Raw genomic sequence first — 25,715 nt, forward strand, 5'->3', positions numbered from 1 at the left:
GGCGAACGTCCCCGCGCGAAACCTCGATCACTCACCCAGTCGCTGCTCGCGCGACGGCGGGTACCCGAAATACGCCGCATAGCACTTGCTGAAATGCGACACCGAAACGAACCCACAGGCCACCGCCACCTCCATCACCGACAGGTCGGAATACTGCAACAGCCGACGGCTCTTGGTAATCCGCAACTCCATGTAGTAACGCCGCGGCGAGGTACCGAGCTGGGCCTGGAACAGGCGGTCGATCTGCCGCCGCGAGCGCCCGGAGTAGGCGGCCAGCTGGTCGAGGCTGAGGGTTTCCTCGAGGTTGTTCTCCATCAGTTCGACGATGGTGCGCAGGTGCAGGCTCATGGACTTCTTCGCCCCGGGGCCGACCTGGCGATAGCGTGCCCCTGAGAACGACAGGATCTCTTCCACGCCCTCGGCCAGGGCATCACCATACAGCCGCCGCACCAGCCCGAGCATCAGTTCCATGGCGCCGTTGGGGCTGGCGGCGGTGAGGCGGTCGCGGTCGAGGGTGAAGCTGGCTGGGGTGATGCGGGTCTGCGGGCTGCATTCGGAAAGACTTGCACGTTGCTCGGGGTGCACGCTGCAGCCGTAATCGTCGAGTACCCCGGCGCGGCCGAGGAACCAGGCACCGTTCCACAGCCCGCCCAGGGTCATGCCGTGGGCCGCACAATCGCTCAGCAGGCGGTCGAGCTCCGGATACTTGAGGGGGGTGCGCAGGCCGCCGCAGATCACCAGAAGGTCGAGGTCGTGCAGGTCCCGCGGGGCCATCGGGCTAGCCACCAGTTCCAGGCCCAGGTCGCTGAGCACTCGGTCGCCGCCCAGCGACAGCGGGGTGTAGGTGAAGCTGTCGACGCGCAACAGGTTGGCGGTGACCAGCACGTCCATGGCCACGGTGAAGCTGGCCATCGAGAAGTGTTCAAGCAGGACGAAGTCGACGTGGTAGGGGCGTTGCGCACTGCCATCGCTGGTCTTGAGCCGCAACATGTTGCTGGTGCTGGTCTTCTTGCTGAACTGGCGTGGCGTGGGCACTGCGGACTCCGCTTCCTGGCTGGCGTCAGTGAGTGTGCGGGGTGTGACGGGTAAAGACAACCGGGGGCTGGAGCGCGGGCGCATGGTCAACTTGCGGGCACTGCACATCCATCGTCATGCACCCGCCAGCCTTTACTCAAACCCCCGAGTCATCAACCCCGGTAACACCTCACCCGCCTTGCCGGCAATCGCGAATTCACGCCGATGCCCGCTGACCTGCGGCTGCGGATTGATGTGCAGCACGGTCGCCCCGGCAGCCAGCGCTAGCCTCGGAATGGAGGCCGCTGGCTGCACCAGGCCGGAGGTGCCCACCGACAGCAGCAGGTCGCAGTGCTCGGCAGCTTCGCATGCCTGGCTCAATACAGGTTCCGGCAACTGCTCGCCAAACCACACCACCCCCGGCCGCAGCGGCCCGGCGCAGTGTGCGCAGCGCGGCGGCTCGATACGTCGGCCTTCGAGCGCGCCATCGGCCAGCGGCGGCAGCGCTTCTACCGGCCGCGCGCAGCGGTAGCAGCGAAACGCATCCAGCCGGCCATGCAGGTGCAGCACATCCTGGCTGCCGGCACGCTCGTGCAGGTCGTCGACGTTCTGTGTCACCAACGTCAGCTTTGGCACGCGCGCGGCCAGCGAGGCGATAGCGTGGTGCGCGGGGTTGGGATTGGCCTGGGCGATGCCGGCACGGCGCATTTCGTACCAGCCCCACACCAGCGCCTGGTCGGCGGCGAAACCCTCGGCGCTGGCCAGTTGAGCCGGGTCGAAGCGCTCCCATAACCCCGTGAGCTTGTCGCGGAATGTAGCGATGCCACTTTCCGCCGACACCCCAGCACCGGTGAACACCACGACATGGCGGGCATGGGCGAGCAGCAGCGGGTCGAATGGCATGGATATCTCCAAAGGGCAGGGCCGAGCGGTCGCCCACTGTGCCAGCGGCCCTGGATATGAACAAGGTCCGTTCTGACCCTTGACCTCGACTTAGCCTGAGGTTTGATACTCGCTCGCTCTCGCCTTTGACGGAGCGTCGTCATGTATCCAGCTGCCTTCAGCTTGTCCAATCCCGAAGGTCTATATGACCCTAGTGCCAATGCCTATTCTCACGTCGCCGAGGTTCGCGCCCGCAGCCGTCTGTTGTATGTCGCCGGGCAGGGCGGCGAAGACCTGGATGGCACGCTGTCGCCGCAGTTCGATGCCCAGGTGCGCCGGGCGTTGGCCAACCTGAAGATCGCCCTGGCGTCGAAAGGCGCGAGTTTGGCTGATGTGTTCAAGCTCACCCTGCTGGTGGTCGACCACGACCAGACCCGCTTGCAGCAGTGGGTCGCCGAAGCCAGGCGCGCCTGGGGCGAGGAGATGACGCCGACCTGCACCCTGATTCCCGTACCACGCCTGGCACTGGATGGGATGTTGGTGGAGATCGAGGCGGTGGCTGGCTTGAGTTAGCGTGTCCTGGGCTGTACCGGCCCATTCGCCGGTGCAGCCGATACAAATCGCCAGGTTGGCGCTAGACTCGCGGCCTTCATCTGCCCGAGCACCCTTGATGCATGCCGCTATCGAACTACTCCTGACCGGCCCCGAGCAGGCCGAACTGGTGCGCAACCTCTATCAGTTCTATGCCTACGAATCCTCTGACTGGGAAGAGGAGGATGTGGAAGTGGACGGACGTTTCTACATTCATGAACCGCATTTCGAGCGCTATTGGCAGGCGACTGAATGGGCCGCGTACCTGGTGCTGGTCGACGGATTCATCGCGGGGTTTGTGCTGGTCGAGCGCAGCGAATTGCCTGGCATGAATGCTCTGGAGCTGGCCGATCTGTTCATTCTCAAGCGCTATCGGCGCTTGGGTGTGAGGCGCGCGGTGGCTCGGCAGTTGCTCAGCGAAGGGCAGAACGACTGGTTGGTGCGCTGTTATGCCGGTGATGCATCGGGGGTGGCGTTTTGCCAGGCTGTGCTGGAGGAGCTGCCGCGGTCGGTGCAGGAAGTTGGACTGGAGGATGAGCCACAGTTGCGCAACTTTCTGGTGACGGGGGTTAGGCACTGAGCTGTGGGGGACGTTTTTGGTGTTTTTCATACTTGTGCGAAACATTGGTCTATTCAGAAATTTCGCGGTTAATTTTTGGTTAGTTGGTTAGTTGGTTAGTTGGTTAGTTGGTTAGTTGGTTAATTGGTTGGTTCTGAGAGATGTGAGCTTATCTGTTTAATTGGGTGACGCTAATTCACTTTTCCGCCCTTACGGCGGGTAACTTTTTGAAGGATCAAAAAGTCACCAAAAAATCCTCGCTCCATTCATACGGCCCCTGCGCTTCGCTCCGGGGTTCCCTCACTCCGGTCTTGCTCCCGGGAGTACGCACCGACGGGCCATCCATGGCCCATCAGTGCTCGACGGGCATCCATGCCCGTCGCCTCCCTCCGCAAGCCCTCCGATCGGCCTCCTGAAGTCGCGAAGTTAGGGGCGGCGCCTATATTGGCGCAGCTGTCGCTAGTTGATTGTTTTGTTGGACTTCAAATTGCAAACGCTGGAAAGTCGCAGCGGCGAACCGCAGCGCCCACAGGTACTGCGCTGAACTCGAAACTTACGCGGTCACTGTGGGAGCCGGCTTGCCGGCGATGAGGCCATTTCAAACAACAGATCAAGAACAATTAAACACTCGCCGCTCTTGCTCTTGCTCTTGCTTCTAAGCGCGCGATAGCCCAGTCACCGCCAAACGCGACTTCAGGAGGCCGAACGTAGGACTTGCGGAGCGGGGCGATGGGCATGGATGCCCATCGAGCACCGATGGGCCATGGATGGCCCTTCGGTGCGTCCACGCGGGAGCAAGGCCGGAGTGAGGGAACCCCGGAGCGAAGCGTAGGGGCCGGATGATGGGAGCAGGCGGTTTTGCTTACTTTGCCCAAGAGCAAAGTAAGCCGCCGTAAGGGCGGAAAGGTGAACCAGCGTCTCCATCGCCAATGGATATTCACTCAATATCAATACCCACACGCTAAATGCTCGACCTCGACCTCGACCTCGACCTCGACCTCGACCTCGATTTTTTTGTGACGAGCCTCACAAAAACCGTTCGTCGGGCGGCATAATGCCAGCAGTTCGCATTCCCGCAATGGCCCGCCCCAAGCTCCGGAAGCTTCCTTGCCCAGGTAAACCCCATGCCGCTAGCCGCAAGCCCCGACACCCTCTCGCGCCTGTTGATCCAAAGCGTGGTCGACTACGCCATCTACCTGCTCACCCCCGACGGCATCGTCGCCAGCTGGAACCCCGGAGCGCAACGGGCCAAGGGCTATCACGCCGAGGAAATCGTCGGCCAGCACTTCTCGGTGTTCTACACCGATGAAGACCGCCACGCCGGCCTGCCAGCCTTGAGCCTGGCCACGGCCCGCGAGCAAGGGCGCTTTCAGGCCGACGGCCTGCGCCAGCGCAAGGACGGTTCTCACTTCTGGACCAGCGTGGTGATCGAGCCAATCCTCGACGAGCACAGCCGCCAACTGATCGGCTTCGCCAAGATCACCCGTGACATCTCGGAGCGCCGCCAGCAGGAGTTGGAACTGCTCGAAGCCAAGGTGCTCGCCGAGCAGTACAGCCAGGAAATGGCCAACCTCTCGCAATTCCTTGATTCGGTAATCTCCAACATCCCGGCAAGCGTCATCGTCCAGGACCTGCACAGCCAGCAGATCCTGCTGGCCAACCAACAGGCCGAGCGCCTGTTCGGTGGCCAGGGCGCAAGCCTCGTCGGCCAACTGCCCGCTCAATGCCAGGCCCCGGCGGCGGCCGACTACCTGGAGCAGCAACTGGCTCGCGGCGCACGCAGCGGCAAAGGTTATGTCGCCGAAACCCGCGTCGACACCGCCTGCGGCCCACGCACCCTGCGCAGCCGCACGCTGCGCTGCGAGGGCCGGGTAGGGCAAGGCGACTACGTGCTGTTCGTCGCCGAAGACGCCACCGAAGAGCTGGCCGCCCACGCGCAGATCCACCACATGGCCCACCACGACGCGCTCACCGGGCTGCCCAACCGCAACCTGTTCCACGAACGTCTCAAGCAGGCACTGCTGCGCGGTGAAGACAACGGCAAGCTGACTGCCGCGCTGTGCCTGGACCTGGATAATTTCAAGAACATCAACGACACCCTCGGCCATGCCTTTGGCGACAAGCTGCTGCGCGCCCTGGGCAAGCGCCTGCGCTGCGAACTGCGCGAGCACGACACCCTGGCCCGCCTGGGTGGCGACGAGTTCGCCGTGGTGCTGGTCGGCCTGGACAGCCGCGAAGCCGCAGGCAACACCGCACAGCGCCTGATCGAGGCGGTCAGCCCACCGTTCCTGATCGAAGATCACCAGTTCAGCGTGGGGGTGAGTATCGGTGTCGCCATCGCCCCCGATGACCACGACAATGCCGAGCAACTGCTCGGCTACGCCGACATGGCCCTGTATGAGGCCAAGCGCAATGGCCGCAACCGCTACGAAAGCTTCCACGTCGAGCTGGATGTTGCCGCGCGCCAGCGCCGCCTGGTGGAGACCGACCTGCGCACCGCCCTGCACCTGGGGCAGCTGCAACTGCACTACCAGCCGGTGGTCGACCAGCAGAGCAGCAGCGTTACCGGCTATGAGGCACTGCTGCGCTGGGAGCACCCGCTGCGCGGCATGATCATGCCCATGGACTTCATCCCCATCGCCGAAGAGACCGGCCTGATCCACGAGATCGGTGCCCGCGCGCTCAACCTGGCCTGCCAGGAAGCGGCCAGCTGGGGCACTGGGCAGACGGTGTCGGTCAACCTGTCGCCGGTGCAGTTCAAGCATGCCAACCTGGTCCATACCGTGGCCCTGGCCCTGGCGGATTCCGGGTTGCCGGCCACTCGCCTGGAGCTGGAAATCACGGAATCGGTGCTGCTGGGCAACAGCGAAGAGAATGTGCGTACCCTGCGCGCCCTGAAAGACCTGGGGGTGTCGATCTCCCTCGACGACTTCGGCACCGGGTACTCGTCGCTGGGTTACCTGCGCTCGTTCCCCTTCGACCGGATCAAGATCGACAAGTCGTTCGTCCACGACATGTGCGACAGCCGCGAGGCCATGTCGATCATCCGCGCCATCACCGAGCTGTCCAACAGCCTGATGATCAAGACCACGGCCGAGGGGGTGGAGTCGGAAGAGCAGATGCAGCGGCTGATGGCCGAGGGCTGCTCGCACTTCCAGGGCTACCTGTACGGGCGCCCGGCGCCGGCCAGCGAGCGTCTGCTGCAAGTCGCGCCCATGCAGGTATAACGGCGCGCGGGGTGAACCCGCGCGCGTTCATCATCAATGCAGGATCTGCTTGAGGAAGGCCTGTGCCCGGGCCGTGCGCGGCTGGCCGAAGAACACCTCGGGTGGGCTGTCCTCGATGATCTGCCCGCCTTCGAGGAACAGCACCCGCTCGGCCACCTGGCGGGCAAAGCCCATCTCGTGGGTGACGCAAAGCATGGTCATGCCGGTACCGGCCAGTTGCACCAGCACGTCCAGCACCTCGGCGACCATCTCCGGGTCGAGTGCCGAGGTGGGCTCGTCGAACAGCATGATGCGCGGCTTCATGCACAGCGCCCGGGCAATCGCCACGCGCTGTTGCTGGCCGCCGGACAGCTGGCTGGGGTACTTGTGCGCCTGGCTTTCGATACCAACCTTGGCCAGGTACATCCGCGCCCGTTCCTCGGCGTCCTTGCGCGACAGCCCGCGCACGCTGGTGGGGGCCAGCAGGCAGTTGTCGAGCACGCTCATGTGCGGGAACAGGTTGAAGTGCTGGAACACCATGCCGATCTCGCTGCGCACCTGGGCGGCCTGGCGCGAGATGGCGGCAAGGTCCACTCCGGCCACCTGGATGCTGCCTTGCTGGGCAATCTCCAGGCGATTGATACAGCGGATCAGCGTGGACTTGCCCGACCCCGAAGGGCCGCAGAGCACGATCCGTTCGCCTTCACGCACCGACAGGTCGATGTCGCGCAGCACATGGAAAGCGCCGTAATGCTTGTTCAGGCCCTCGATGCGGATCAGTTCCGGGCGCGGGTCGGGGGCAGGGTGCAGGCTGGCAAGGCTGGAAAGCGCGGTCATGTTGTTGTTCTCCCGCTCTGGTTATCAGTCGAAGCGTGTTGCGCTGTAGGGCGCAGGGTCGGTGAAGGGGCGCTCGCCGGTCATCAGCTCGGCCAGCAGGCGGCCGCTGACCGGGCCCAGCGTGAGGCCGTGGTGGGCATGGCCGAAGTTGAACCACAGGCCTGGGTGGCGGGGCGCAGGGCCGATCACCGGGCGCATGTCCGGCAGGCAGGGGCGGCGGCCCAGCCAGGGGCGGTCGTCCAGGCGCTCGCCCAGGGCCGGGAACAGTTTGCGCGCCAGCGCTTCGCAACGGCGTAGCTGGATCTCGTTGCCGGCGTCGTCGCTGGCCGCGAACTCGATGCCAGTGGTCAGGCGTACCCCGCGGGCCATGGGGGCCAGCACGTAGCCGCCCTGGGTGTCGCACACGGCATGCGCCAGCGCCGCATTGCCGCGGGTGCCGTAGTGCATGTGGTAGCCACGCTTGATGCCCAGCGGGAAGTGGTAGCCCAGGCGCTCAAACAGCTCGCCCGATTGCGGGCCGAGGCAGGCCACGACTTCGTCGGCACCGACCGTGCCGCGTTGGGTGTCGACCTGCCAGCCGCCTTCGACACGACGCAGGCTGCGCGCATCGCCATGCAGGAACTGCCCGCCGCGCTGGACGAACAGCCCGGCATAGCCACGGGTGAGGCCGCCGGGGTTGCTCACGGTCTTGGGGTCGAGCCAGTGGATGCCACCCACCACATCCCCGGCCAGTTGCTGCTCGCGAGCCTGAAGTGCGCCACGGTCGAGGATTTCGTACTGCAAGCCGTAGCGGGCCAGGCCCAGCACCTCCTTTTTCGCCTGCTCGAACAGGCCGTTGTCACGGTAGATCTCGATCCAGCCCTTGGCCTGCACCAAGGCTTGCAACCCGGCCGCCTCGATCAGCGCGTCGTGCTCTTCGACGCAGCGCTGCACCAGCGGCAGCATGTCCGCAGCGGCCTTGGCCACCCGGCCCGGGGCTGATTGGCGCCAGTAACTGAGCAGCCACGGTGCGGCCTTGGGCAGGTGGGCCAGGCTGTAGCGCACGTCGGGCTGGCGGTTGAGGCCGTAGCGCAGCAGCGCGCCGAACTGGCGCGGGAACGCGTAGGGGATCACGCTGGAGCGCTCGATCAGCCCCGCGTTGCCATGGCTGGTGCCGCTGCCCGGCTCGTCGCGGTCGATCAGCAGCACCTGGCGGCCGCGCGCCTGCAGGTGCAGGGCAGTGCTGACGCCGACGATACCGGCGCCCAGGACGATGGTCTGGCAATGCATAAGGCTTTCCTTCGAATCAGTTCAGGTGGCGGCCCAAGCGGGCCTCCAGGTGTTTCAGGGTGCGCCGGACGATTTCCACGATCAGTAGGTACAGCACCGCCGCCCACAGGTAGATCTGGAAGTCGAAGCTGCGCGAGAAGGCCAGCTTGGTCACCCCCATCAAGTCATAAATGGTCACCAGCGAGGCAATGGCGCTGGCCTTGATCATCATGATCAGCTCGTTGCCCAGCGGGCCGATGGCCACCAGCAGCGACTGCGGCAGCACCACCTTGAAGAAGGTGGTCGAGCGTTTCAGGTTCAACGCCTTCGCCGCTTCGTACTGCCCCGGGGCGACGGCCATCAGGCTGGCGCGGAAGATCTCGGCCTGGTAGGCGGCGGTGTTGAGGGTGAAGGCGAGCAGGGCGCAGTACCACGCTTCGCGGAAGAACCACCATAGCCCGAGGTCCTGCCAGAAGCCCTTGAACGAACCCAGCCCGTAATACAGCAGGAACAGCTGGGCCAGCAGTGGCGAGCCGCGGAAGAAGTACACGTAGCCGGCGGCCAGGCGTTGCAGGGCGACGCTGTGTGACATCCGCGCCAGGGCCAGCAACATGCCCAGCAGCGCGCCCAGGGTGAATGAGATCGCCACCAGCTTGGCGGTCACCAGCAGGCCGTCGACGAAACGGTGGCCGTAGCGCTCCAGCAGGTCCGGGTCGAGCACGTAGGCCAGCAGTTGTTCGAGGCTCATGTGCGGGCTCCTTGCAGGTGGCGATTGCTGCGTTTTTCAAGCCAGGCGAAGACCCTGCCCGAGAGTGCCGAGAACAGCAGGTAGACCAGGCAGGCCACGCCGTAGAAGAACATAGGCTCCTTGGTCACGCTGACCGCCAGGTTGGTCTGGCGCATCAGGTCGATCAGCGAGATGGTCGACACCAGCGAGGTGTCCTTGAGCAGGCTCAGCCAGTTGTTCGACAGCCCCGGCAGGGCGATGCGCGTGAGCTGCGGCAGCACCACCTTGAAGAACCCGGTGCGCTTGCTCAGGCCCAGGGCCGAGCAGGCCTCCAGCTGGCCTTTGGGCAGGGTCTTGAAGGCCATCAGCCAGATCTCGCTGGAGAACGCGGCGAACACCAGGCTGAAGGCCACCATCGCGGCGAGGAAGGTGTTGATCAGCACCTCGCCCGGGTAGCCCAGGGCGGCGAGGATCTTCTGCGCGGCGATCTGGCAGCCGTAGTAGATGATCAGCAGAGTGAGTAGCTCGGGCAGGCCACGGAACACCGTGGAGAAGGTGGTTGCCCAGGCCCGTGGCAGGCGATTGCGCGAACGCGCGGCGAGCGCCACGACCAGGCCCAGCGGCAGGCCAATGGGCAGGCAGGCCAGGGCCAGCGACACGGTCACCAGGGCGCCGGCCAGCAGCGCCTGGCCCCAGCCGCCGCTGGCGAAGGACAGTAGAGACAGTTGATCGAGCATCGGTGAGCCCTCGGGGTCGGCGAATCTGGGGGCGCTTTGCGCCCCTTTCGCGACACAAGGCCGCTCCTACAGGAATCGGCTGGCCCTTGTAGGAGCGGCCTTGTGTCGCGAAAGGGCTGCGCAGCAGCCCCAGGGATCTATCAGGCCACCGCCTCAGTTATAGATATCGAAGGCAAAGTACTTGCTGGCGATCTTCTGGTACGTGCCATTGGCCACGATCGCCGCCAACGCCTCGTTCAACCGCGTGCGCAACGCCTCGTCATCCTTGCGAACGGCAATCGCCGCATCGGCCTTGGTGTCCTTCACGTCGCCAAGGATCTTGCAGCAGTCCTGGCCGTTCTTGTTGAGCCACTCGTGCAGCGGGAACTTGTCGGCGATCACCCCGTCCAGGCGCCCGGCGGCGAGGTCGGCATTGGCTTCGTCCATGGTCGGGTACAGCTTCACGTCGGCACCGGCCTTGCCGTACACATCTTCGGCGTAGATCGCCTGGGTCGAGGAGGACTGGGCGCCGACCGTGTAGCCGTTGAAGTCGGTCTGCGCGTCGCTGATCTTGCTGTCCTTGGCCACGGCGACGGTCAGCGGGGTGCGGTAGTAGTGGTCGGTGAAGGCGATCTTCTTGCGCCGCTCCTGGGTGTCGATCATCGAGGCCACCACCGCGTCGTACTTGCGCGCCATCAGGGCCGGGATGATGCCTTCCCAGTCCTGCGCCACCAGGGTGCACTCGACCTTCATCTGCTCGCACAGGGCGTGGGTGATGTCGATGTCGAAGCCATGCAATTTGTTATCGGCGTCGACGTAGTTGAAGGGCGGGTAGGCGCCCTCGGTGGCAAAACGCAGGGTCTCGGCGCTGGCAGCGCCTGCCAGCAGCAGGGCGCACGCACCCACCACAGCCATGGATCTTTTCATCTCGCACCTCTGTACCTACACGCTTTCTATTGTTGTTTGCCCGCCGGCCACGAGGTGTAGCCGACGAACTCGTTATGCAGAGCGGCAGTTGCTTCCAAGCGTTTTTCAACATCCGGCCCGAGCTTCTTGCAGACCTCGTTGACCATCAGGTGCACCCACGACAGCATCGCCGCCGTGGAATCCCAAAACAGATTGAATTCGGTGGGGATGCGGAACACCTCGTCAGCATTGGCATCGGCCCAGTCACAGAAGGTGTCGGTGACCAGCGTCACCGGGATGCCCAGGGCGCGGGCCTTTTGGCACAGTTGCAGGGCATGGCGTGAGTAGCGGCGAGCTTCGAACACCACCAGGCAGCGCGTTGCGGGGTTGCCCAGCAGCACCTCGCCGAAGTGCCCGGCACTGCCGTCCACGCAGTGCACGCCATCGCGTAGGTACTGCAGCAGGTGACTCATGCACAGGGCAATGCCGCGTTCGGTCTGGAAACCGGCGATGTACACCTGCGGGGTGTTGGCCAGACGACGCGCCACCTGGCGCCAGGCCTCGCTGCGGCTGTGTTCGTGCACGCGCACCAGGGCGGCCATTTCCAGCTCCAGGCTGCCGGCATGTTCGCTGTCGTCGGGCGTCTGGCGGAATTCCTGCAGGCGGTCACCGACCAGCCAGGGCCCATCGCCGAGGTCGTTCTGCAGGTCTTGCTTGAGCGCCTTGAGGTGGGCGTAGCCCAGCGAGCGGCAGAAGCGGCCGACACTGGATTCACTGACATCCAGCTTGGCGGCGATGCTCGCCGAGGTCTGGAACGGCAGCTCGTGCAGGTTGGCGAGCATGTAGCTGGCGATCTTGCGGCCGGAGGCGGCAGCGCTGTCGAGGCTGCTTTCCAGGCGTTGCTTGATCGATTGGCCCATGGTGCGCTCCGGCTGATTTCTGGCGTGAGGAAGAAAATGGCTGTTTTCTGTCATCAAGTCAACAATTGACAGATAGCTGTCATTCACGGGAAAGTCAGGCCGTTGCGCTGTAGCCATTCCAATATCTATAAAGGAGCTTCAGATGTCCGCACCGTCCACCAGCCCCGTCGTGCGCATGCCCTTTGCCGACCTGCGGGCGCTGCTGCAAACGATCTTCCAGCGTCATGGTTGCAGCGAGGCCGTGGCCGGCGTGCTTGCCCATAACTGCGCCAGTGCCCAGCGCGATGGGGCGCACAGCCATGGCGTGTTCCGAATCCCCGGTTATGTCTCGACCCTGGCCAGTGGCTGGGTCGACGGCCAGGCCGTGCCGCGGGTGAGTGATGTGGCGTCGGGGTATGTGCGAGTGGATGCAGGGGGTGGCTTCGCCCAGCCGGCCCTGGCGGCGGCGCGTGCGCTGCTGGTGGAGAAGGCCCGCAGCGCTGGCATCGCCGTGTTGGCGATCCACAACTCGCACCATTTCGCCGCCTTGTGGCCGGATGTCGAGCCGTTCGCCGACGAAGGCCTGGTGGCCCTGAGCGTGGTCAACAGCATGACCTGCGTGGTGCCCCACGGGGCGCGCAAGCCGTTGTTCGGCACCAACCCCATCGCCTTTGCCGCGCCATGCGCCGGGCATGACCCGATCGTCTTCGACATGGCCACCAGCGCCATGGCCCATGGTGACGTGCAGATCGCCGCGCGTGCCGGCCAACAGTTACCCGAAGGCATGGGCGTGGATGCTGATGGGCAGCCCACCACCGATCCCAAGGCCATTCTCGAAGGCGGTGCGTTGCTGCCATTCGGCGGCCACAAGGGCTCGGCGCTGTCGCTGATGGTCGAGCTGCTGGCGGCGGCGCTGACCGGTGGCCACTTCTCCTGGGAGTTCGACTGGTCCGGGCACCCGGGGGCGAAGACGCCGTGGACCGGGCAGCTGATCATCGTGATCGACCCGAGCAAGGCCGAGGGCGAGCGCTTTGCCCAGCGCAGCCGCGAATTGGTGGAGCAGATGCAGTCGGTGGGGCTATCGCGCATGCCGGGCGAGCGGCGCTATCGCGAGCGTGAAGGCGCCGGCCGTGAAGGGGTGGCACTGACCGAGCAGGAGTTGGCTGGGTTGAGGGAACTGGCAGGCTGAGCCGGTAGCTGCCGGTCAGCGCACTCCCTGTAGGAGCGGCCTTGTGTCGCGAAAGGGCTGCAGAGCAGCCCCATTCGTCCGAGTCGCACAATCAATCGCTGGGGCCGCTTTGCGGCCCTTTCGCGACACAAGGCCGCTCCTACAAAAAGTTGTGCAAGACAGTTGATCCCACAGCGCAGGGTTGCACCCTTGCATCGACCCTTTGCACATCAGTGATGTTCCTGGCACCTGTCTGCGGGTATCCTCGCTGCAGCCTTCCCTGAACTGTCCTGATTTCCAAGGAGCTGCACGCTGTGTTCAAACATGTCGATGCCTATGCCGGCGACCCGATTCTCTCGTTGATGGAAACCTTCAAGGCCGACCCGCGCGCCGACAAGGTCAACCTGAGCATTGGCCTGTACTACGACGAAGCCGGCGTGGTGCCGCAACTGGCGGCAGTGGGTGAGGTCGAGAAGCGCCTGGCCGGTCAGCCTCATGAAGCCTCGCTGTACCTGCCGATGGAAGGCCTGGCTGCCTACCGCCAGGCGATCCAGGCACTGCTGTTCGGCAGCGATCACCCAGCCGTGACCGATGGCCGCGTGGCCACCGTGCAGACCGTCGGCGGCTCCGGCGCGCTGAAAGTCGGCGCCGACTTCCTCAAGCGCTACTTCCCGGGCTCGGAAGTCTGGGTCAGCAACCCGACCTGGGACAACCATCGGGCGATCTTCGAGGGTGCGGGCTTCAAGGTGCACACCTACCCGTACTTCGATGAGAAAACCCGTGGCGTCGATTTCGCCGGCATGCTGGCCACCTTGCAGACCCTGCCGCAGAACAGCGTCGTGCTGCTGCACCCGTGCTGCCACAACCCCACCGGTGTCGACCTGGACCAGAACCAGTGGCAGCAAGTGGTTGAAGTGGTCAAGGCGCGCCAACTGATCCCGTTCCTCGACATCGCCTACCAGGGCTTCGGCGAAGGCCTTGTCGAGGATGCCTACGCCATCCGCGAAATGGCCCGTGCCGGTGTGCCGTGCCTGGTCAGCAACTCGTTCTCGAAGATCTTTTCGCTGTATGGCGAGCGGGTAGGGGGCCTGTCGGTGGTTTGCGACGACGCCGATACCACCGTCAGCGTGCTCGGCCAGCTCAAGGCCACCGTGCGCCGTAACTACTCCAGCCCGCCCGCGTTCGGCGCCCAGCTGGTGGCCGGCGTGCTGGGAGATGCCGCGCTGAATGCCCAGTGGGCGGCGGAAGTGGAAGTGATGCGCAAGCGTATCCTCGACATGCGCCAAGGCTTGGTCGATCTGCTCGGCGAGCTGCTGCCGGGCCAGGACTTCCAGTTCTTCCTGCGCCAACGCGGCATGTTCAGCTACACCGGCTTCAGCGTCGAACAGGTGCGTCGCCTGCGTGACGAGTTCGGTGTGTACCTGATCGACAGCGGCCGGGTGTGCATGTCCGGGCTGCGCCCGGCCAACCTGCTCCAGGTGGCTGAGGCGTTTGCCGCCGTGCAGAAGTAACCTGACTGGGGCCGCTTTGCGGCCCGTTCGCGGCACAAGGCCGCTCCTACAAAGGTTCGCGTAGCCCTGTAGGAGCGGCCTTGTGCCGCGAATGGGTTGCGAAGCAGCCCCATCCAGCACAACCCTCTTGTAAAGACAAGTGCAACCGTCCCTCGGACGGGGCTTCCCCAAGTGCAACCTTTGCATGCACAATCGCGCCCCTCTTCCCCGGTTGAGTTGGGCGAAACGTCTATTTCGCCATTCTCAGCCTGTTGCAGTCTTGCGAGTGGAGCGTCACCCGGAATGAATGAGCAGGCCCCAAGCGTTGAACAACGCTTTGCAGAATCGACCCCCGCCACCCTCGGCAGCTGGTCGCGTCACGACACCACCTGGATGCTGGGCCTGTTCGGCACAGCCATCGGCGCCGGAACCCTGTTCCTGCCGATCAACGCCGGCCTCGGCGGCTTCTGGCCGCTGCTGATCCTCGCGGCGCTGGCGTTCCCCATGACCTACTTCGCCCACCGTGGCCTGACCCGCTTCGTGCTGTCCGGGCGCAGCGGCGGCGACATCACCCAGGTGGTGGAAGAGCACTTCGGCATCAAGGCCGGTGCATTGATCACCGTGCTGTACTTCTTCGCCATCTTCCCGATCCTGCTGATCTACAGCGTGGCCTTGACCAACACCGTCAGCAGCTTCATGGAGCACCAGCTGCACATCGCGCCGCCGCCGCGGGCGATCCTGTCGTTCGTGCTGATCCTCGGCCTGCTGGCGATCGTGCGTTGCGGCGAGCAGGCCACGGTCAAGGTCATGAGCCTGCTGGTCTACCCGTTCATCGTCGCCCTGGCGCTGCTGGCCCTGTACCTGGTGCCGCACTGGACCGGCGGCATCCTCGATACCGCCACGCAAGTGCCGTCGGGCTCTGCCTTCCTGCACACCGTGTGGCTGGCCATCCCGGTGATGGTGTTCTCGTTCAACCACTCGCCGATCATCTCGGCCTTCGCCGTCGACCAGAAGCGCCGCTACGGTGACCATGCCGACGAGCGCAGCGGCCAGATCCTGCGCCGTGCGCACCTGCTGATGGTACTGATGGTGCTGTTCTTCGTGTTCAGCTGCGTGCTGACCCTGAGCAGCGCCCAGCTGGCCGAAGCCAAGGCGCAGAACCTGTCGATCCTGTCGTACCTGGCCAACCACTTCGACCAGCCGACCATCGCCTTCGCCGCGCCCTTGATCGCCTTCATCGCCATCGCCAAGTCGTTCCTGGGCCATTACATCGGTGCCAGCGAAGGCCTCAAGGGCATGATCGTCAAGACCGGCCTGCGCCCTGGCGCCAAGGCCCTGGACCGCATGGTCGCCGCGCTGATGCTGGTGGTGTGCTGGATCGTCGCCACCCTCAACCCGAGCATCCTCGGCATGATCGAGTCCCTCGGCGGCCCGATCATCGCTGTGCTGCTGTTCCTGATGCCGATGTACGCCATCCGTCGCGTGCCGTCGATGCGCAAGTACAGTGGCGCGCTGTCGAACCTGTTCGTAGTGGTCATCGGCCTGGTGGCCCTGACCTCGGTGGTGTACGGCCTGATCGGCTGATTCGCTGCTTGTGATAGGAAATGTCCGGGTCGGTTGTCGCCACCCGGACATTTTTTTGTCCACAGGAATTGTCTGGCAATAGAACAATTTCATGTTTGCTTATAGGCACTTGCGCGGCTTCATGCTTAACTCAGGGTCTTTTACCAACCCCGTACTAAGGATGATTTCCCATGGCTCAAGTGACTCTCAAAGGCGGCCCGGTTCAGGTCAACGGCGAACTGCCCAAGGCTGGCGCCACCGCGCCTGCCTTCTCCCTGGTCGCAGCCGACCTGTCCGACAAGTCGCTCAAGGACTTCGCCGGCAAGCGCAAGGTGCTGAACATCTTCCCGAGCGTCGATACCCCGACCTGCGCTACTTCGGTGCGCAAGTTCAACGCCCAGGCCAATGATGTGGCCAACACCGTGGTGCTGTGCATCTCCGCCGACCTGCCGTTCGCCCAGGCACGCTTCTGCGGCGCTGAAGGCCTGGAAAACGTGCAGAACCTGTCGACCCTGCGTGGCGTCGAGTTCCTGAAGGACTACGGCGTGGCCATCGCCAGCGGCCCGCTGACCGGCCTGGCTGCCCGTGCCGTGGTGGTAGTGGATGAAAACGACAAGGTGCTGCACGCCGAGCTGGTGGGCGAAATCGCCGACGAGCCGAACTATGAGGCAGCACTGGCTGTCTTGAAGTAAGTGTTGCTGGGGCTGCTGCGCAGCCCATCGCCGGCAAGCCGGCTCCTACAGGCGCTCAACTGGCCCTGTAGGAGCCGGCGTTGCCGGCGAACATTCGGTTACAGCCGGTAAACGGCCTGGACAACGCTCCAGGCCGTTTTCATTTAAAATTCACCGCTTTGCCAACGTCAGCTCAAGGTAAAGCACTGGTAAAGCCGCTTTGCTAATCCCCTGGCAGTGCTTATCGTTCAGGCTCTCCACGCCGTCCTCTTCTTTGAACAAGGTTCGTTCGACCCATGCAAGCCTCCAATTCCCGTTCCCCCCGTCGCTGGCTGTTCGGCCTGCTGATCCTGCTGCTGGTGGCCATGCTGGCCTGGTGGCTGTGGCCGGCAGCACCGACGCACACGGAGGGCGCCACCGGCCGACCGGGCCGCGGCATGGGCATGGGCGGGCGCCCGGGGTTCGGTGGTTCGACCGAAGCCGTGCCGGTGCGCGTTGAGCCGGTGCGCGTTGGCGATTTCCCGCTGTACTACAAGGCCCTTGGCACCGTGACCGCGACCAACACGGTCAATGTGCGCAGCCGGGTGGCGGGTGAACTGGTCAAGATCCACTTCAAGGAGGGCCAGCAGGTCAAGGCCGGCGACTTGCTCGCCGAGATCGACCCGCGACCGTTCCGCATCGCCCTGCAACAGGCCGAAGGTACCCTGGCGCAGAACCAGGCGCAGTTGAAGAACGCCCAGGTCGACCTGGCCCGCTATAAAGGCCTGTATGCCGAGGACAGCATCGCCAAGCAGACCCTCGACACTGCCGAAGCACAAGTCGGCCAGTTCCAGGGCCTGGTCAAGACCAACCAGGCGCAGGTCAACGATGCCCGCCTGAACCTCGATTTCACCCAGATCCGCGCGCCGATCGGTGGCCGCGTGGGCCTGCGCCAGCTCGACCTGGGCAACCTGGTGGCGGCCAACGACACCACCGCCCTGGTGGTGATTACCCAGACCGAGCCGATCAGCGTCGCCTTCACCCTCCCGGAAACCCAGCTCGACACCGTGCTCGTCCGCTACCGCAGTGGCGCCACCCTGGCAGTGGAGGCCTGGGACCGTGGCGACCAGAAGCTGCAGGCCACCGGCGTGCTGGGCAGCCTCGACAACCAGATCGACACCACCACCGGCACCCTGAAGTTCAAGGGCACCTTCCAGAACAAGGACCACGCCCTGTTCCCCAACCAGTTCGTGAATGTGCGCCTGCTGGCCGACACCCTCAAGCAGGTGGTGCTGGCCCCGGCCGCCGCCATCCAGTTCGGCAACGATGGCACCTTCGCCTATGTGGTCAACAAAGAAAGCACAGTGAATATCCGCAAGCTCAAGGTCGGCGCCAGCGACGGTGAGCACACCGTGATCGAGCAAGGCCTGGCCGCGGGCGAGCGCCTGGTGCTGGAAGGCACCGACCGCCTGCGCGAAGGCAGCAAGGTGGAAGTGGTCGAAGACAGCTCGCAAGTGCCGACCACCCCCGGCCAGCACCTGCAGGGCCAGGATGCCAAGGGCGCGGCCCAGACCGGTGAATCGAGCTCCAAGGCGGGCGCATGAACCTCTCCCGCCTGTTCATCCTGCGGCCGGTCGCCACCACGCTGAGCATGCTGGCCATCGTCCTGGCCGGCCTGATCGCCTACAAGATGCTGCCAGTGGCGGCCTTGCCCCAGGTCGACTACCCGACCATCCGGGTCATGACCCTGTATCCGGGCGCCAGCCCGCAGGTGATGACCAGCGCCGTCACTGCCCCGCTGGAGCGCCAGTTCGGACAGATGCCGGGCCTCGAGCAGATGGCCTCGACCAGCTCCGGCGGCGCCTCGGTGCTGACCCTGCGCTTCAACCTCGACATGAACATGGATGTCGCCGAGCAGCAGGTGCAGGCCGCGATCAACGCCGCCAGCAACCTGCTGCCCAGCGACCTGCCGGCACCGCCGGTGTACAACAAGGTCAACCCGGCCGACACCCCGGTGCTGACCCTGGCCATCTCGTCCAAGACCCTGCCGTTGCCCAAGCTCAACGACTTGGTCGACACCCGCGTGGCGCAGAAGATCGCCCAGATCAGCGGCGTGGGCATGGTCAGCATCGCCGGCGGCCAGCGCCAGGCGGTGCGGATCAAGGTCAACGTCGATGCGCTCGCCGCCAACGGCCTCAATCTCGATGATGTGCGCACCCTGATTGGCGCCTCCAATGTCAACCAGCCCAAGGGCAACTTCGACGGCCCCACACGGGTGTCGATGCTCGACGCCAACGACCAGCTGCGTTCGCCTGCCGAATACGCCAACCTGATCCTCAAGTACACCAACGGCGCGCCACTGCGCCTGAAGGATGTTGCCGAGATCGTCGACGGCGCCGAGAACGAGCGCCTGGCCGCCTGGGCCAACCAGAACGAAGCGGTGCTGCTGAACATCCAGCGCCAGCCCGGGGCCAACGTGATCGAGGTGGTCGATCGCATCAAGGAGTTGCTGCCGTCGATCACCGACAACCTGCCGGCCGGCCTCGATGTGATGGTGCTCACCGACCGCACCCAGACCATCCGTGCGGCCGTGCGCGACGTGCAGCACGAGTTGCTGTTCGCCATCGCCCTGGTGGTGATGGTGACCTTCCTGTTCCTGCGCAGGGTCTCCGCCACGATCATCCCCTCCATCGCCGTGCCGCTGTCGCTGATCGGCACCTTCGGGGTGATGTATCTTGCGGGGTTCTCGGTCAACAACCTGACCCTGATGGCCCTGACCATCGCCACCGGTTTCGTGGTGGACGATGCCATCGTCATGCTGGAGAACATCTCCCGGCATATCGAGGAGGGCGAGACACCCTTCCAGGCTGCGCTCAAGGGCGCGAAACAGATCGGCTTCACCCTGATCTCGCTGACCTTCTCGCTGATCGCGGTGCTGATCCCGCTGTTGTTCATGGCTGACGTGGTGGGGCGGTTGTTCCGCGAATTCGCCATCACCCTGGCCGTGGCCATCCTGATTTCGCTGGTGGTGTCGCTGACCCTGACGCCAATGATGTGCGCACGATTGCTCAAGCGTGAGCCCAAGGAAGAGGAGCAGGGCCGCTTTTACCGTGCCAGCGGCGCCTGGATCGACTGGCTGATCAAGCACTACGCCAGCGCCCTGACCTGGGTGCTCAAGCGCCAGCCACTGACGTTGCTGGTGGCGGTGGCCACCCTGGCGCTGACGGTGGTGCTGTACCTGATCGTGCCCAAGGGCTTCTTCCCGGCCCAGGACACCGGCGTGATCCAGGGCATTTCCGAAGCACCGCAATCCACCTCGTTCGCTGCCATGAGCGAGCGCCAGCAATCCCTGGCCAATGTGATCCTCAAGGACCCGGCGGTACAGAGCCTGTCGTCGTACATCGGCGTGGATGGCGACAACGCGACCCTCAACAGTGGCCGCCTGCTGATCAACCTCAAGCCCCATGGCGAGCGCGACGTCACCGCCAGCGAGGTAATCACCCGCCTGCAACCGCAACTGGACAAGCTGGTGGGCATCCGCCTGTTCATGCAGCCGGTGCAAGATTTGAGCATCGAGGACCGGGTCAGCCGCACCCAGTACCAGTTCAGCCTCAGCTCGCCCGACGCCGACCTGCTCGCGCAATGGAGCGGCAAGCTGGTGCAGGCGCTGCAACAGCGCAGCGAACTGCGCGATGTGGCCAGCGACCTGCAGGACAAGGGCCTGCAGGTGTACCTGGTGATCGACCGCGACATGGCAAGTCGCTTAGGCATCACCGTGGCGCAGATCACCAACGCCTTGTACGACGCCTTCGGCCAGCGGCAGATCTCGACCATCTACACCCAGGCCAGCCAGTACCGTGTGGTGTTGCAGTCGCAGACCGCCGCCAGCCTCGGGCCGCAGGCGCTGGAGTCGATCCACGTCAAGGCCACCGACGGCGGCCAGGTACGCCTGTCGGCGCTGGCGCGCATCGAACAGCGCCAGGCGCAGCTGGCCATCTCGCACATCGGCCAGTTCCCGGCGGTGATGATGTCGTTCAACCTTGGCCACGGCGCCTCGCTGGGCGAGGCGGTACAGGTGATCGAGCAGGTGCAGCAGGAGATCGGCATGCCGCTTGGCGTGCAGACCCGCTTCCAGGGCGCCGCCGCGGCGTTCCAGGCTTCGCTGTCGAGCACCTTGCTGCTGATCCTGGCGGCGGTGGTGACCATGTACATCGTGCTGGGCGTGCTGTACGAGAGCTATATCCACCCGGTGACCATCCTCTCCACGCTGCCTTCGGCGGCGGTGGGCGCCTTGCTCGCGCTGCTGCTCAGTGGCAACGACCTGGGGATGATCGCCATCATCGGCATCATCCTGTTGATCGGTATCGTCAAGAAGAACGCGATCATGATGATCGACTTCGCCTTAGAGGCCGAGCGCCACCAGGGCATGACCCCGCACGACGCGATCTACCAGGCCGCGCTGCTGCGCTTCCGGCCGATCCTGATGACCACGCTGGCGGCGCTGTTCGGTGCCGTGCCGCTGATGCTCGCCACCGGCTCCGGCGCCGAACTGCGCCAACCGCTGGGCCTGGTGATGGTCGGCGGGCTGCTGGTGAGCCAGGTGCTGACCTTGTTCACCACCCCGGTGATCTACCTGTACTTCGACCGCCTGGCCCGTCGCTGGCGGCCAGCGGCTGACGCCCAGCAGGCCGACGCATGAACCTGTCCGGACCGTTCATACGCCGGCCGGTGGCGACCATGCTGCTGAGCCTGGCGATCATGCTGCTGGGCGGGGTGAGCTTCGGCCTGCTGCCGGTGTCGCCGCTGCCGCAGATGGACTTCCCGGTGATCGTGGTATCGGCAAACCTGCCGGGCGCCAGCCCCGAGGTGATGGCCTCCACCGTGGCCACACCGCTGGAACGCAAGCTGGGTGCCATCGCCGGCGTCACCACCCTGACCAGCAGCTCCAACCAGGGCTCGACCCGGGTAATCATCGGCTTCGACCTGGGCCGCGACATCGACGGCGCCGCCCGCGAGGTGCAGGCGGCCATCAACGCCACCCGCAACCTGCTGCCCAGCGGCATGCGCAGCATGCCCACGTACAAGAAGATCAACCCGTCGCAAGCACCGATCATGGTGATCTCGCTGACCTCCGAGGTGCTCTCCAAGGGCCAGCTCTACGACCTGGCCGACACCATCCTGTCGCAGAGCCTGTCCCAGGTCAGCGGGGTAGGGGAAGTGCAGATCGGCGGCAGTTCGCTGCCGGCCGTGCGTATCGAGCTGGAGCCACAGCTGCTCAACCAGTACGGCCTGGCCCTGGACGACGTGCGCACCGCAGTGGCCAACGCCAACCAGCGCCGGCCGATGGGCTTCGTCGAGGACAGCGAACGCAACTGGCAAGTGCGTGCCAACGACCAGTTGGAGAAGGCCGAGGACTACAAACCCATCGTCATCCGCCAACAGAACGGTGCGATCCTGCGCCTGTCCGATGTGGCCAAGGTCAGCGACGGCGTGGAGAACCGCTACAACAGCGGCTTCTTCAACGACGAAAGCGCGGTGTTGCTGGTGGTCAACCGCCAGTCCGGCGCCAACATCATTCAGACCGTCGAGCAGATCAAGGCCGAGCTGCCGGCATTGCAGTCGCTGCTGCCGGCCAGCGTCAAGCTCAACGTGGCGATGGACCGCTCGCCGGTGATCAAGGCCACCCTCAAGGAGGCCGAGCACACCCTGCTGATCGCCGTGGTGCTGGTGATCCTGGTGGTGTACCTGTTCCTCGGCAACTTCCGTGCTTCGCTGATCCCAAGCCTCGCCGTGCCGGTGTCGCTGGTGGGCACCTTCGCGGTCATGTACCTGTGCGGCTTTTCGCTGAACAACCTGTCGCTGATGGCGCTGATCCTCGCCACCGGCCTGGTGGTGGACGACGCCATCGTGGTGCTGGAGAACATCTCCCGGCATATCGAGAACGGCGAGAACCCCATGCGCGCCGCCTACAAGGGCGCCCAGGAAGTGGGCTTCACCTTGCTGTCGATGAACGTGTCGCTGGTGGCGGTGTTCGTTTCGATCCTGTTCATGGGCGGCATCGTGCGCGGCTTGTTCAAGGAGTTCTCGATCACCCTGGCGGCGGCGATCATCGTCTCGCTGGTGGTGTCGCTGACCCTTACGCCGATGCTCTGCTCGCGCTGGCTCAAGGTCCACGGCCCGCAGCAGCAGACCCGTCTGCAACGCTTCAGCGACCGCATCCACCAGCGCATGGTCGACGGCTACGACAAGAGCCTGGGCTGGGCGCTGCGGCATAAACGCCTGACCCTGTTCAGCCTGCTGGCCACCATCGGGCTCAATATCGCCTTGTACGTGGTGGTGCCCAAGACCCTCATGCCGCAGCAGGACACCGGCCAGTTGCAGGGCTTCATCCGCGGCGACGACGGCCTGTCGTTCACCGTGATGCAGCCGAAGATGGAGATCTACCGCCGGGCACTGCTCAAGGACCCGGCCGTGGAGAGCGTGGCCGGGTTCATCGGTGGCAACAGCGGCACCAACAACGCCTTCATGCTGGTGCGCCTCAAGCCCATCGCCGTGCGCAAGGAGAATGCGCAGAAGGTCATCGAACGCCTGCGCAAGGAAATGCCCAAGGTGCCCGGCGGGCGCCTGTACCTGATGGCCGACCAGGACCTGCAACTGGGCGGGGGCGGGCGTGACCAGAGCACCTCGCAATACCTCTACACCCTGCAGAGCGGCGACCTGGCCGCGCTGCGCGAATGGTTCCCCAAGGTGGCCGCCGAGCTGCGCAAGCTGCCTGAACTGACCGCCATCGACGCCCGCGACGGCGCCGGCACCCAGCAGGTGACCCTGGTGGTCGACCGCGACCAGGCCAAGCGCCTGGGGATCGACATGAGCATGGTCACCTCGGTGCTCAACAACGCCTACAGCCAGCGGCAGATCTCGACCATCTACGACAGCCTCAACCAGTACCAGGTGGTGCTGGAGATCAACCCCAAGTACGCCTGGGACCCAAGCACCCTGGAACAAGTGCAGGTGATCACCGCCGACGGCGCCCGCGTGCCGCTGTCCAGCTTCGCCCGCTACGAGAACAGCCTGGCCAACGACCGGGTCAGTCACGAAGGCCAGTTCGCCTCCGAGGACATCTCGTTCGACGTCGCCGAAGGCTACAGCCCCGACCAGGCCCTGGCCGCGCTGGAGCGCGCCGTCGCCAAGCTCGGCTTGCCGGAATCGGTGATCGCCAAGCTCGGCGGCACGGCGGACGCCTTCACCAAGACCACCGAAGGCCAGCCATTGATGATCCTCGGTGCCCTGGTGCTGGTGTACCTGGTGCTGGGCATCCTCTACGAAAGCTACATCCACCCGCTGACCATTCTGTCCACGCTACCCTCGGCGGGGGTCGGTGCCTTGCTCGCGCTGTACCTCACCGGCGGCGAGTTCAGCCTGATCTCGCTGCTGGGGCTGTTCCTGCTGATTGGCGTGGTGAAGAAGAACGCCATCCTGATGATCGACCTGGCCCTGCAGCTGGAGCGCAACGACGGTCTGACGCCCGAAGAGTCGATCCGCCGCGCCTGCCTGCTGCGCCTGCGGCCGATCCTGATGACCACCCTGGCCGCCATTCTCGGTGCGCTGCCGCTGCTGCTGAGCAGCGCCGAAGGGGCGGAGATGCGCCAACCGCTGGGCCTGACCATCATCGGCGGCCTGGTGTTCAGCCAGCTGCTTACCCTGTACACAACGCCGGTGGTCTACCTGTACCTCGACCGCCTGCGCCACCGTTTCAACCGTTGGCGCGGCGTGCGCACCGACGCTGCCCTGGATACCCCGCTATGACCTTTGCCCACACCCGACTCCACCGTGCCCTCAAGCTGCTGACCCGGGGGCGCGGCTCGCGCCTGGCCAGCGCCGGCCTGTGCGTGGCGATGCTCAGCGCCTGTACCCTGAGCCCGGATTACCACCGGCCCGAGGTGAGTACGCCGGCGCAGTTCAAGCAGGCCGAAGGCTGGACCCAGGCCAACCCATCCGACGCCATCGCCCGCGGCGCCTGGTGGGAAGTCTATGGCGACCCGCAGCTCAATGGCCTGGTCGAGGAGTTGAACCGCAGCAACCAGACGGTCGCCCAGTACGAGGCGCAGTATCGCCAGGCCCAGGCCTTGGTGCGCAGCAGCCGCGCTTCGCTGTTCCCCTCGCTGGACCTGACCACCAGCAAGAACCGCTCCGCCCAGGGCACCGGCAGTTCCAGCTCCAGCCTGTCGAACAACAGCAGCGGCATTCGTAATACGTACAATGCCCAGCTCGGTGTGAGCTGGGAGATCGACCTGTGGGGCAAGCTGCGCGAAACCCTCAACGCCAACGAGTCCAGCGCCCAGGCCAGCCTGGCCGACATGGCGGCGATCCGCCTGAGCCAGCAGTCGGAGCTGGTGCAGAACTACCTGCAACTGCGGGTGATCGACGCGCAGAAGCGCCTGCTCGAAGCCACGGTGGCGGCGTACGAGCGCTCGTTGAAGATGACCGAGAACCAGTACCGCGCTGGTGTCTCCGGCCCGGATGCCGTGGCCCAGGCCCGCACCCAGCTCAAGAGCACCCAAGCCGACCTGATCGACCTGGCCTGGCAGCGCGCGCAGTACGAAAACGCCATCGCCGTGCTGATGGGCAAGGCCCCGGCCGACTTCGCCCTGGCGGCGAGCAACGACATTCCTGCGCTGCCGCAGATTCCACTCACGCTGCCGTCGCAACTACTTGAGCGCCGACCCGACATCGCCTCGGCTGAGCGCAAGGTCATGGCAGCGAACTCGAACATCGGCGTGTCGCGGGCGGCATATTTCCCCGACTTGTCGTTGAGCATGAGCGGCGGTTACTCCAGCAGCAGCTTCAGCAACTGGATCGAATTGCCCAACCGCTACTGGTCGGTAGGGCCGCAACTGGCCCTGACCCTGTTCGACGCCGGCAAGCGCAGCGCCGAGGTCGACCGCACCGTCGCGGTGTACGACCAGACCGTGGCGCAGTACCGCCAGACCGTGTTGGACGGGTTCAAGGAAGTGGAGAACTACCTGGTGCAACTGAAGGTGTACGGCGATGAGGCCGTGGTGCGCCAGGAGGCGCTGGATGCGGCGCGTGAATCGCTGCGTTTGACCGAGAACCAGTACAAGGCCGGGTTGATCGGCTACCTGGATGTGGTGAACGTGCAGACCACGGCGCTGAGCAATGAGCGCAGTGTGTTGACGTTGTTGCAGGGGCGGTTGGTGGCCAGTGTGCAGTTGATTGCGGCGCTGGGTGGGGGGTGGGA

The 25,715-nt window shown here is 64.9% G+C and carries 19 protein-coding genes; 11 read left to right on the forward strand and 8 right to left on the reverse strand.

The window, feature by feature from the left end:
- Positions 1–27: 27 nt before the first annotated feature.
- Positions 28–1,035, reverse strand: a complete 1,008-nt coding sequence (locus IX761_RS23165) for a GlxA family transcriptional regulator (RefSeq protein WP_194791826.1) — start codon at positions 1,033–1,035, stop codon at positions 28–30.
- Positions 1,036–1,167: 132 nt separating this feature from the next.
- Entirely contained in the window at positions 1,168–1,917 is a 750-nt protein-coding gene (locus IX761_RS23170) for an SIR2 family NAD-dependent protein deacylase (RefSeq protein WP_194791827.1), read from the reverse strand.
- Between the two features lie 141 nt (positions 1,918–2,058).
- On the opposite strand from IX761_RS23170, the gene IX761_RS23175 reads away from it, so the two are divergent.
- The 3 genes from IX761_RS23175 (at position 2,059) to IX761_RS23185 (ending at position 6,273) form a co-directional block, all read left to right on the forward strand.
- Positions 2,059–2,469, forward strand: coding sequence for a RidA family protein (locus IX761_RS23175; protein ID WP_194791828.1), 411 nt, complete (start codon positions 2,059–2,061; stop codon positions 2,467–2,469).
- A 97-nt stretch (positions 2,470–2,566) separates the two neighbouring features.
- The gene (locus IX761_RS23180; protein ID WP_194791829.1) at positions 2,567–3,067 is read left to right on the forward strand and encodes a GNAT family N-acetyltransferase; all 501 of its coding nucleotides are present in this window, start codon (positions 2,567–2,569) and stop codon (positions 3,065–3,067) included.
- 1,103 nt (positions 3,068–4,170) lie between these two features.
- Positions 4,171–6,273: a putative bifunctional diguanylate cyclase/phosphodiesterase gene (locus tag IX761_RS23185; protein WP_194791830.1), complete on the forward strand. Its 2,103-nt coding sequence runs from the start codon at positions 4,171–4,173 to the stop codon at positions 6,271–6,273.
- Positions 6,274–6,306: 33 nt separating this feature from the next.
- Here IX761_RS23185 and IX761_RS23190 read toward each other — a convergent pair whose 3' ends face one another.
- The 6 genes from IX761_RS23190 to IX761_RS23215 all read right to left on the reverse strand — a co-directional run bounded on the left by IX761_RS23190 (position 6,307) and on the right by IX761_RS23215 (position 11,606).
- Positions 6,307–7,089: an amino acid ABC transporter ATP-binding protein gene (locus IX761_RS23190; protein WP_194791831.1), complete on the reverse strand. Its 783-nt coding sequence runs from the start codon at positions 7,087–7,089 to the stop codon at positions 6,307–6,309.
- Positions 7,090–7,113: 24 nt separating this feature from the next.
- Positions 7,114–8,358 (reverse strand): NAD(P)/FAD-dependent oxidoreductase, encoded by a 1,245-nt coding sequence (locus IX761_RS23195; RefSeq protein WP_194791832.1) that lies wholly within the window; start codon positions 8,356–8,358, stop codon positions 7,114–7,116.
- Positions 8,359–8,374: 16 nt separating this feature from the next.
- On the reverse strand, positions 8,375–9,085 hold the full coding sequence (locus IX761_RS23200) for an ABC transporter permease (protein WP_194791833.1): 711 nt from the start codon (positions 9,083–9,085) through the stop codon (positions 8,375–8,377).
- The gene (locus IX761_RS23205) at positions 9,082–9,801 is read right to left on the reverse strand and encodes an ABC transporter permease (RefSeq protein ID WP_194791834.1); all 720 of its coding nucleotides are present in this window, start codon (positions 9,799–9,801) and stop codon (positions 9,082–9,084) included. The genes IX761_RS23200 and IX761_RS23205 overlap by 4 nt, the downstream gene beginning before the upstream one ends.
- A gap of 153 nt (positions 9,802–9,954) precedes the next feature.
- Positions 9,955–10,707, reverse strand: coding sequence for a transporter substrate-binding domain-containing protein (locus IX761_RS23210; RefSeq protein ID WP_194791835.1), 753 nt, complete (start codon positions 10,705–10,707; stop codon positions 9,955–9,957).
- A 26-nt stretch (positions 10,708–10,733) separates the two neighbouring features.
- Positions 10,734–11,606, reverse strand: a complete 873-nt coding sequence (locus IX761_RS23215) for a MurR/RpiR family transcriptional regulator (protein WP_194791836.1) — start codon at positions 11,604–11,606, stop codon at positions 10,734–10,736.
- A gap of 142 nt (positions 11,607–11,748) precedes the next feature.
- Here IX761_RS23215 and IX761_RS23220 point away from each other — a divergent pair, with 142 nt between their 5' ends.
- From IX761_RS23220 to IX761_RS23255, 8 genes are all read left to right on the forward strand, one after another.
- The gene (locus IX761_RS23220; protein WP_194791837.1) at positions 11,749–12,774 is read left to right on the forward strand and encodes an Ldh family oxidoreductase; all 1,026 of its coding nucleotides are present in this window, start codon (positions 11,749–11,751) and stop codon (positions 12,772–12,774) included.
- Positions 12,775–13,067: 293 nt separating this feature from the next.
- The gene (locus IX761_RS23225; protein WP_194791838.1) at positions 13,068–14,264 is read left to right on the forward strand and encodes an aromatic amino acid transaminase; all 1,197 of its coding nucleotides are present in this window, start codon (positions 13,068–13,070) and stop codon (positions 14,262–14,264) included.
- A gap of 282 nt (positions 14,265–14,546) precedes the next feature.
- Positions 14,547–15,827, forward strand: a complete 1,281-nt coding sequence (locus IX761_RS23230; RefSeq protein WP_194791839.1) for a serine/threonine transporter — start codon at positions 14,547–14,549, stop codon at positions 15,825–15,827.
- 170 nt (positions 15,828–15,997) lie between these two features.
- Positions 15,998–16,498: a thiol peroxidase gene (tpx, locus tag IX761_RS23235; RefSeq protein ID WP_194791840.1), complete on the forward strand. Its 501-nt coding sequence runs from the start codon at positions 15,998–16,000 to the stop codon at positions 16,496–16,498.
- A 275-nt stretch (positions 16,499–16,773) separates the two neighbouring features.
- Entirely contained in the window at positions 16,774–18,060 is a 1,287-nt protein-coding gene (locus tag IX761_RS23240; protein ID WP_194791841.1) for an MdtA/MuxA family multidrug efflux RND transporter periplasmic adaptor subunit, read from the forward strand.
- Entirely contained in the window at positions 18,057–21,155 is a 3,099-nt protein-coding gene (locus IX761_RS23245; RefSeq protein ID WP_194791842.1) for an MdtB/MuxB family multidrug efflux RND transporter permease subunit, read from the forward strand. The genes IX761_RS23240 and IX761_RS23245 overlap by 4 nt, the downstream gene beginning before the upstream one ends.
- Positions 21,152–24,262, forward strand: coding sequence for an efflux RND transporter permease subunit (locus tag IX761_RS23250; protein WP_194791843.1), 3,111 nt, complete (start codon positions 21,152–21,154; stop codon positions 24,260–24,262). The genes IX761_RS23245 and IX761_RS23250 overlap by 4 nt, the downstream gene beginning before the upstream one ends.
- The coding region (locus tag IX761_RS23255) for an efflux transporter outer membrane subunit (RefSeq protein WP_194791844.1) at positions 24,259–25,715 on the forward strand (1,457 nt) is incomplete at its 3' end. The genes IX761_RS23250 and IX761_RS23255, both read left to right, overlap by 4 nt.

The sequence above is a fragment of the Pseudomonas sp. UFMG81 genome (assembly GCF_015354575.1).
Classification (GTDB): Bacteria; Pseudomonadota; Gammaproteobacteria; order Pseudomonadales; family Pseudomonadaceae; genus Aquipseudomonas.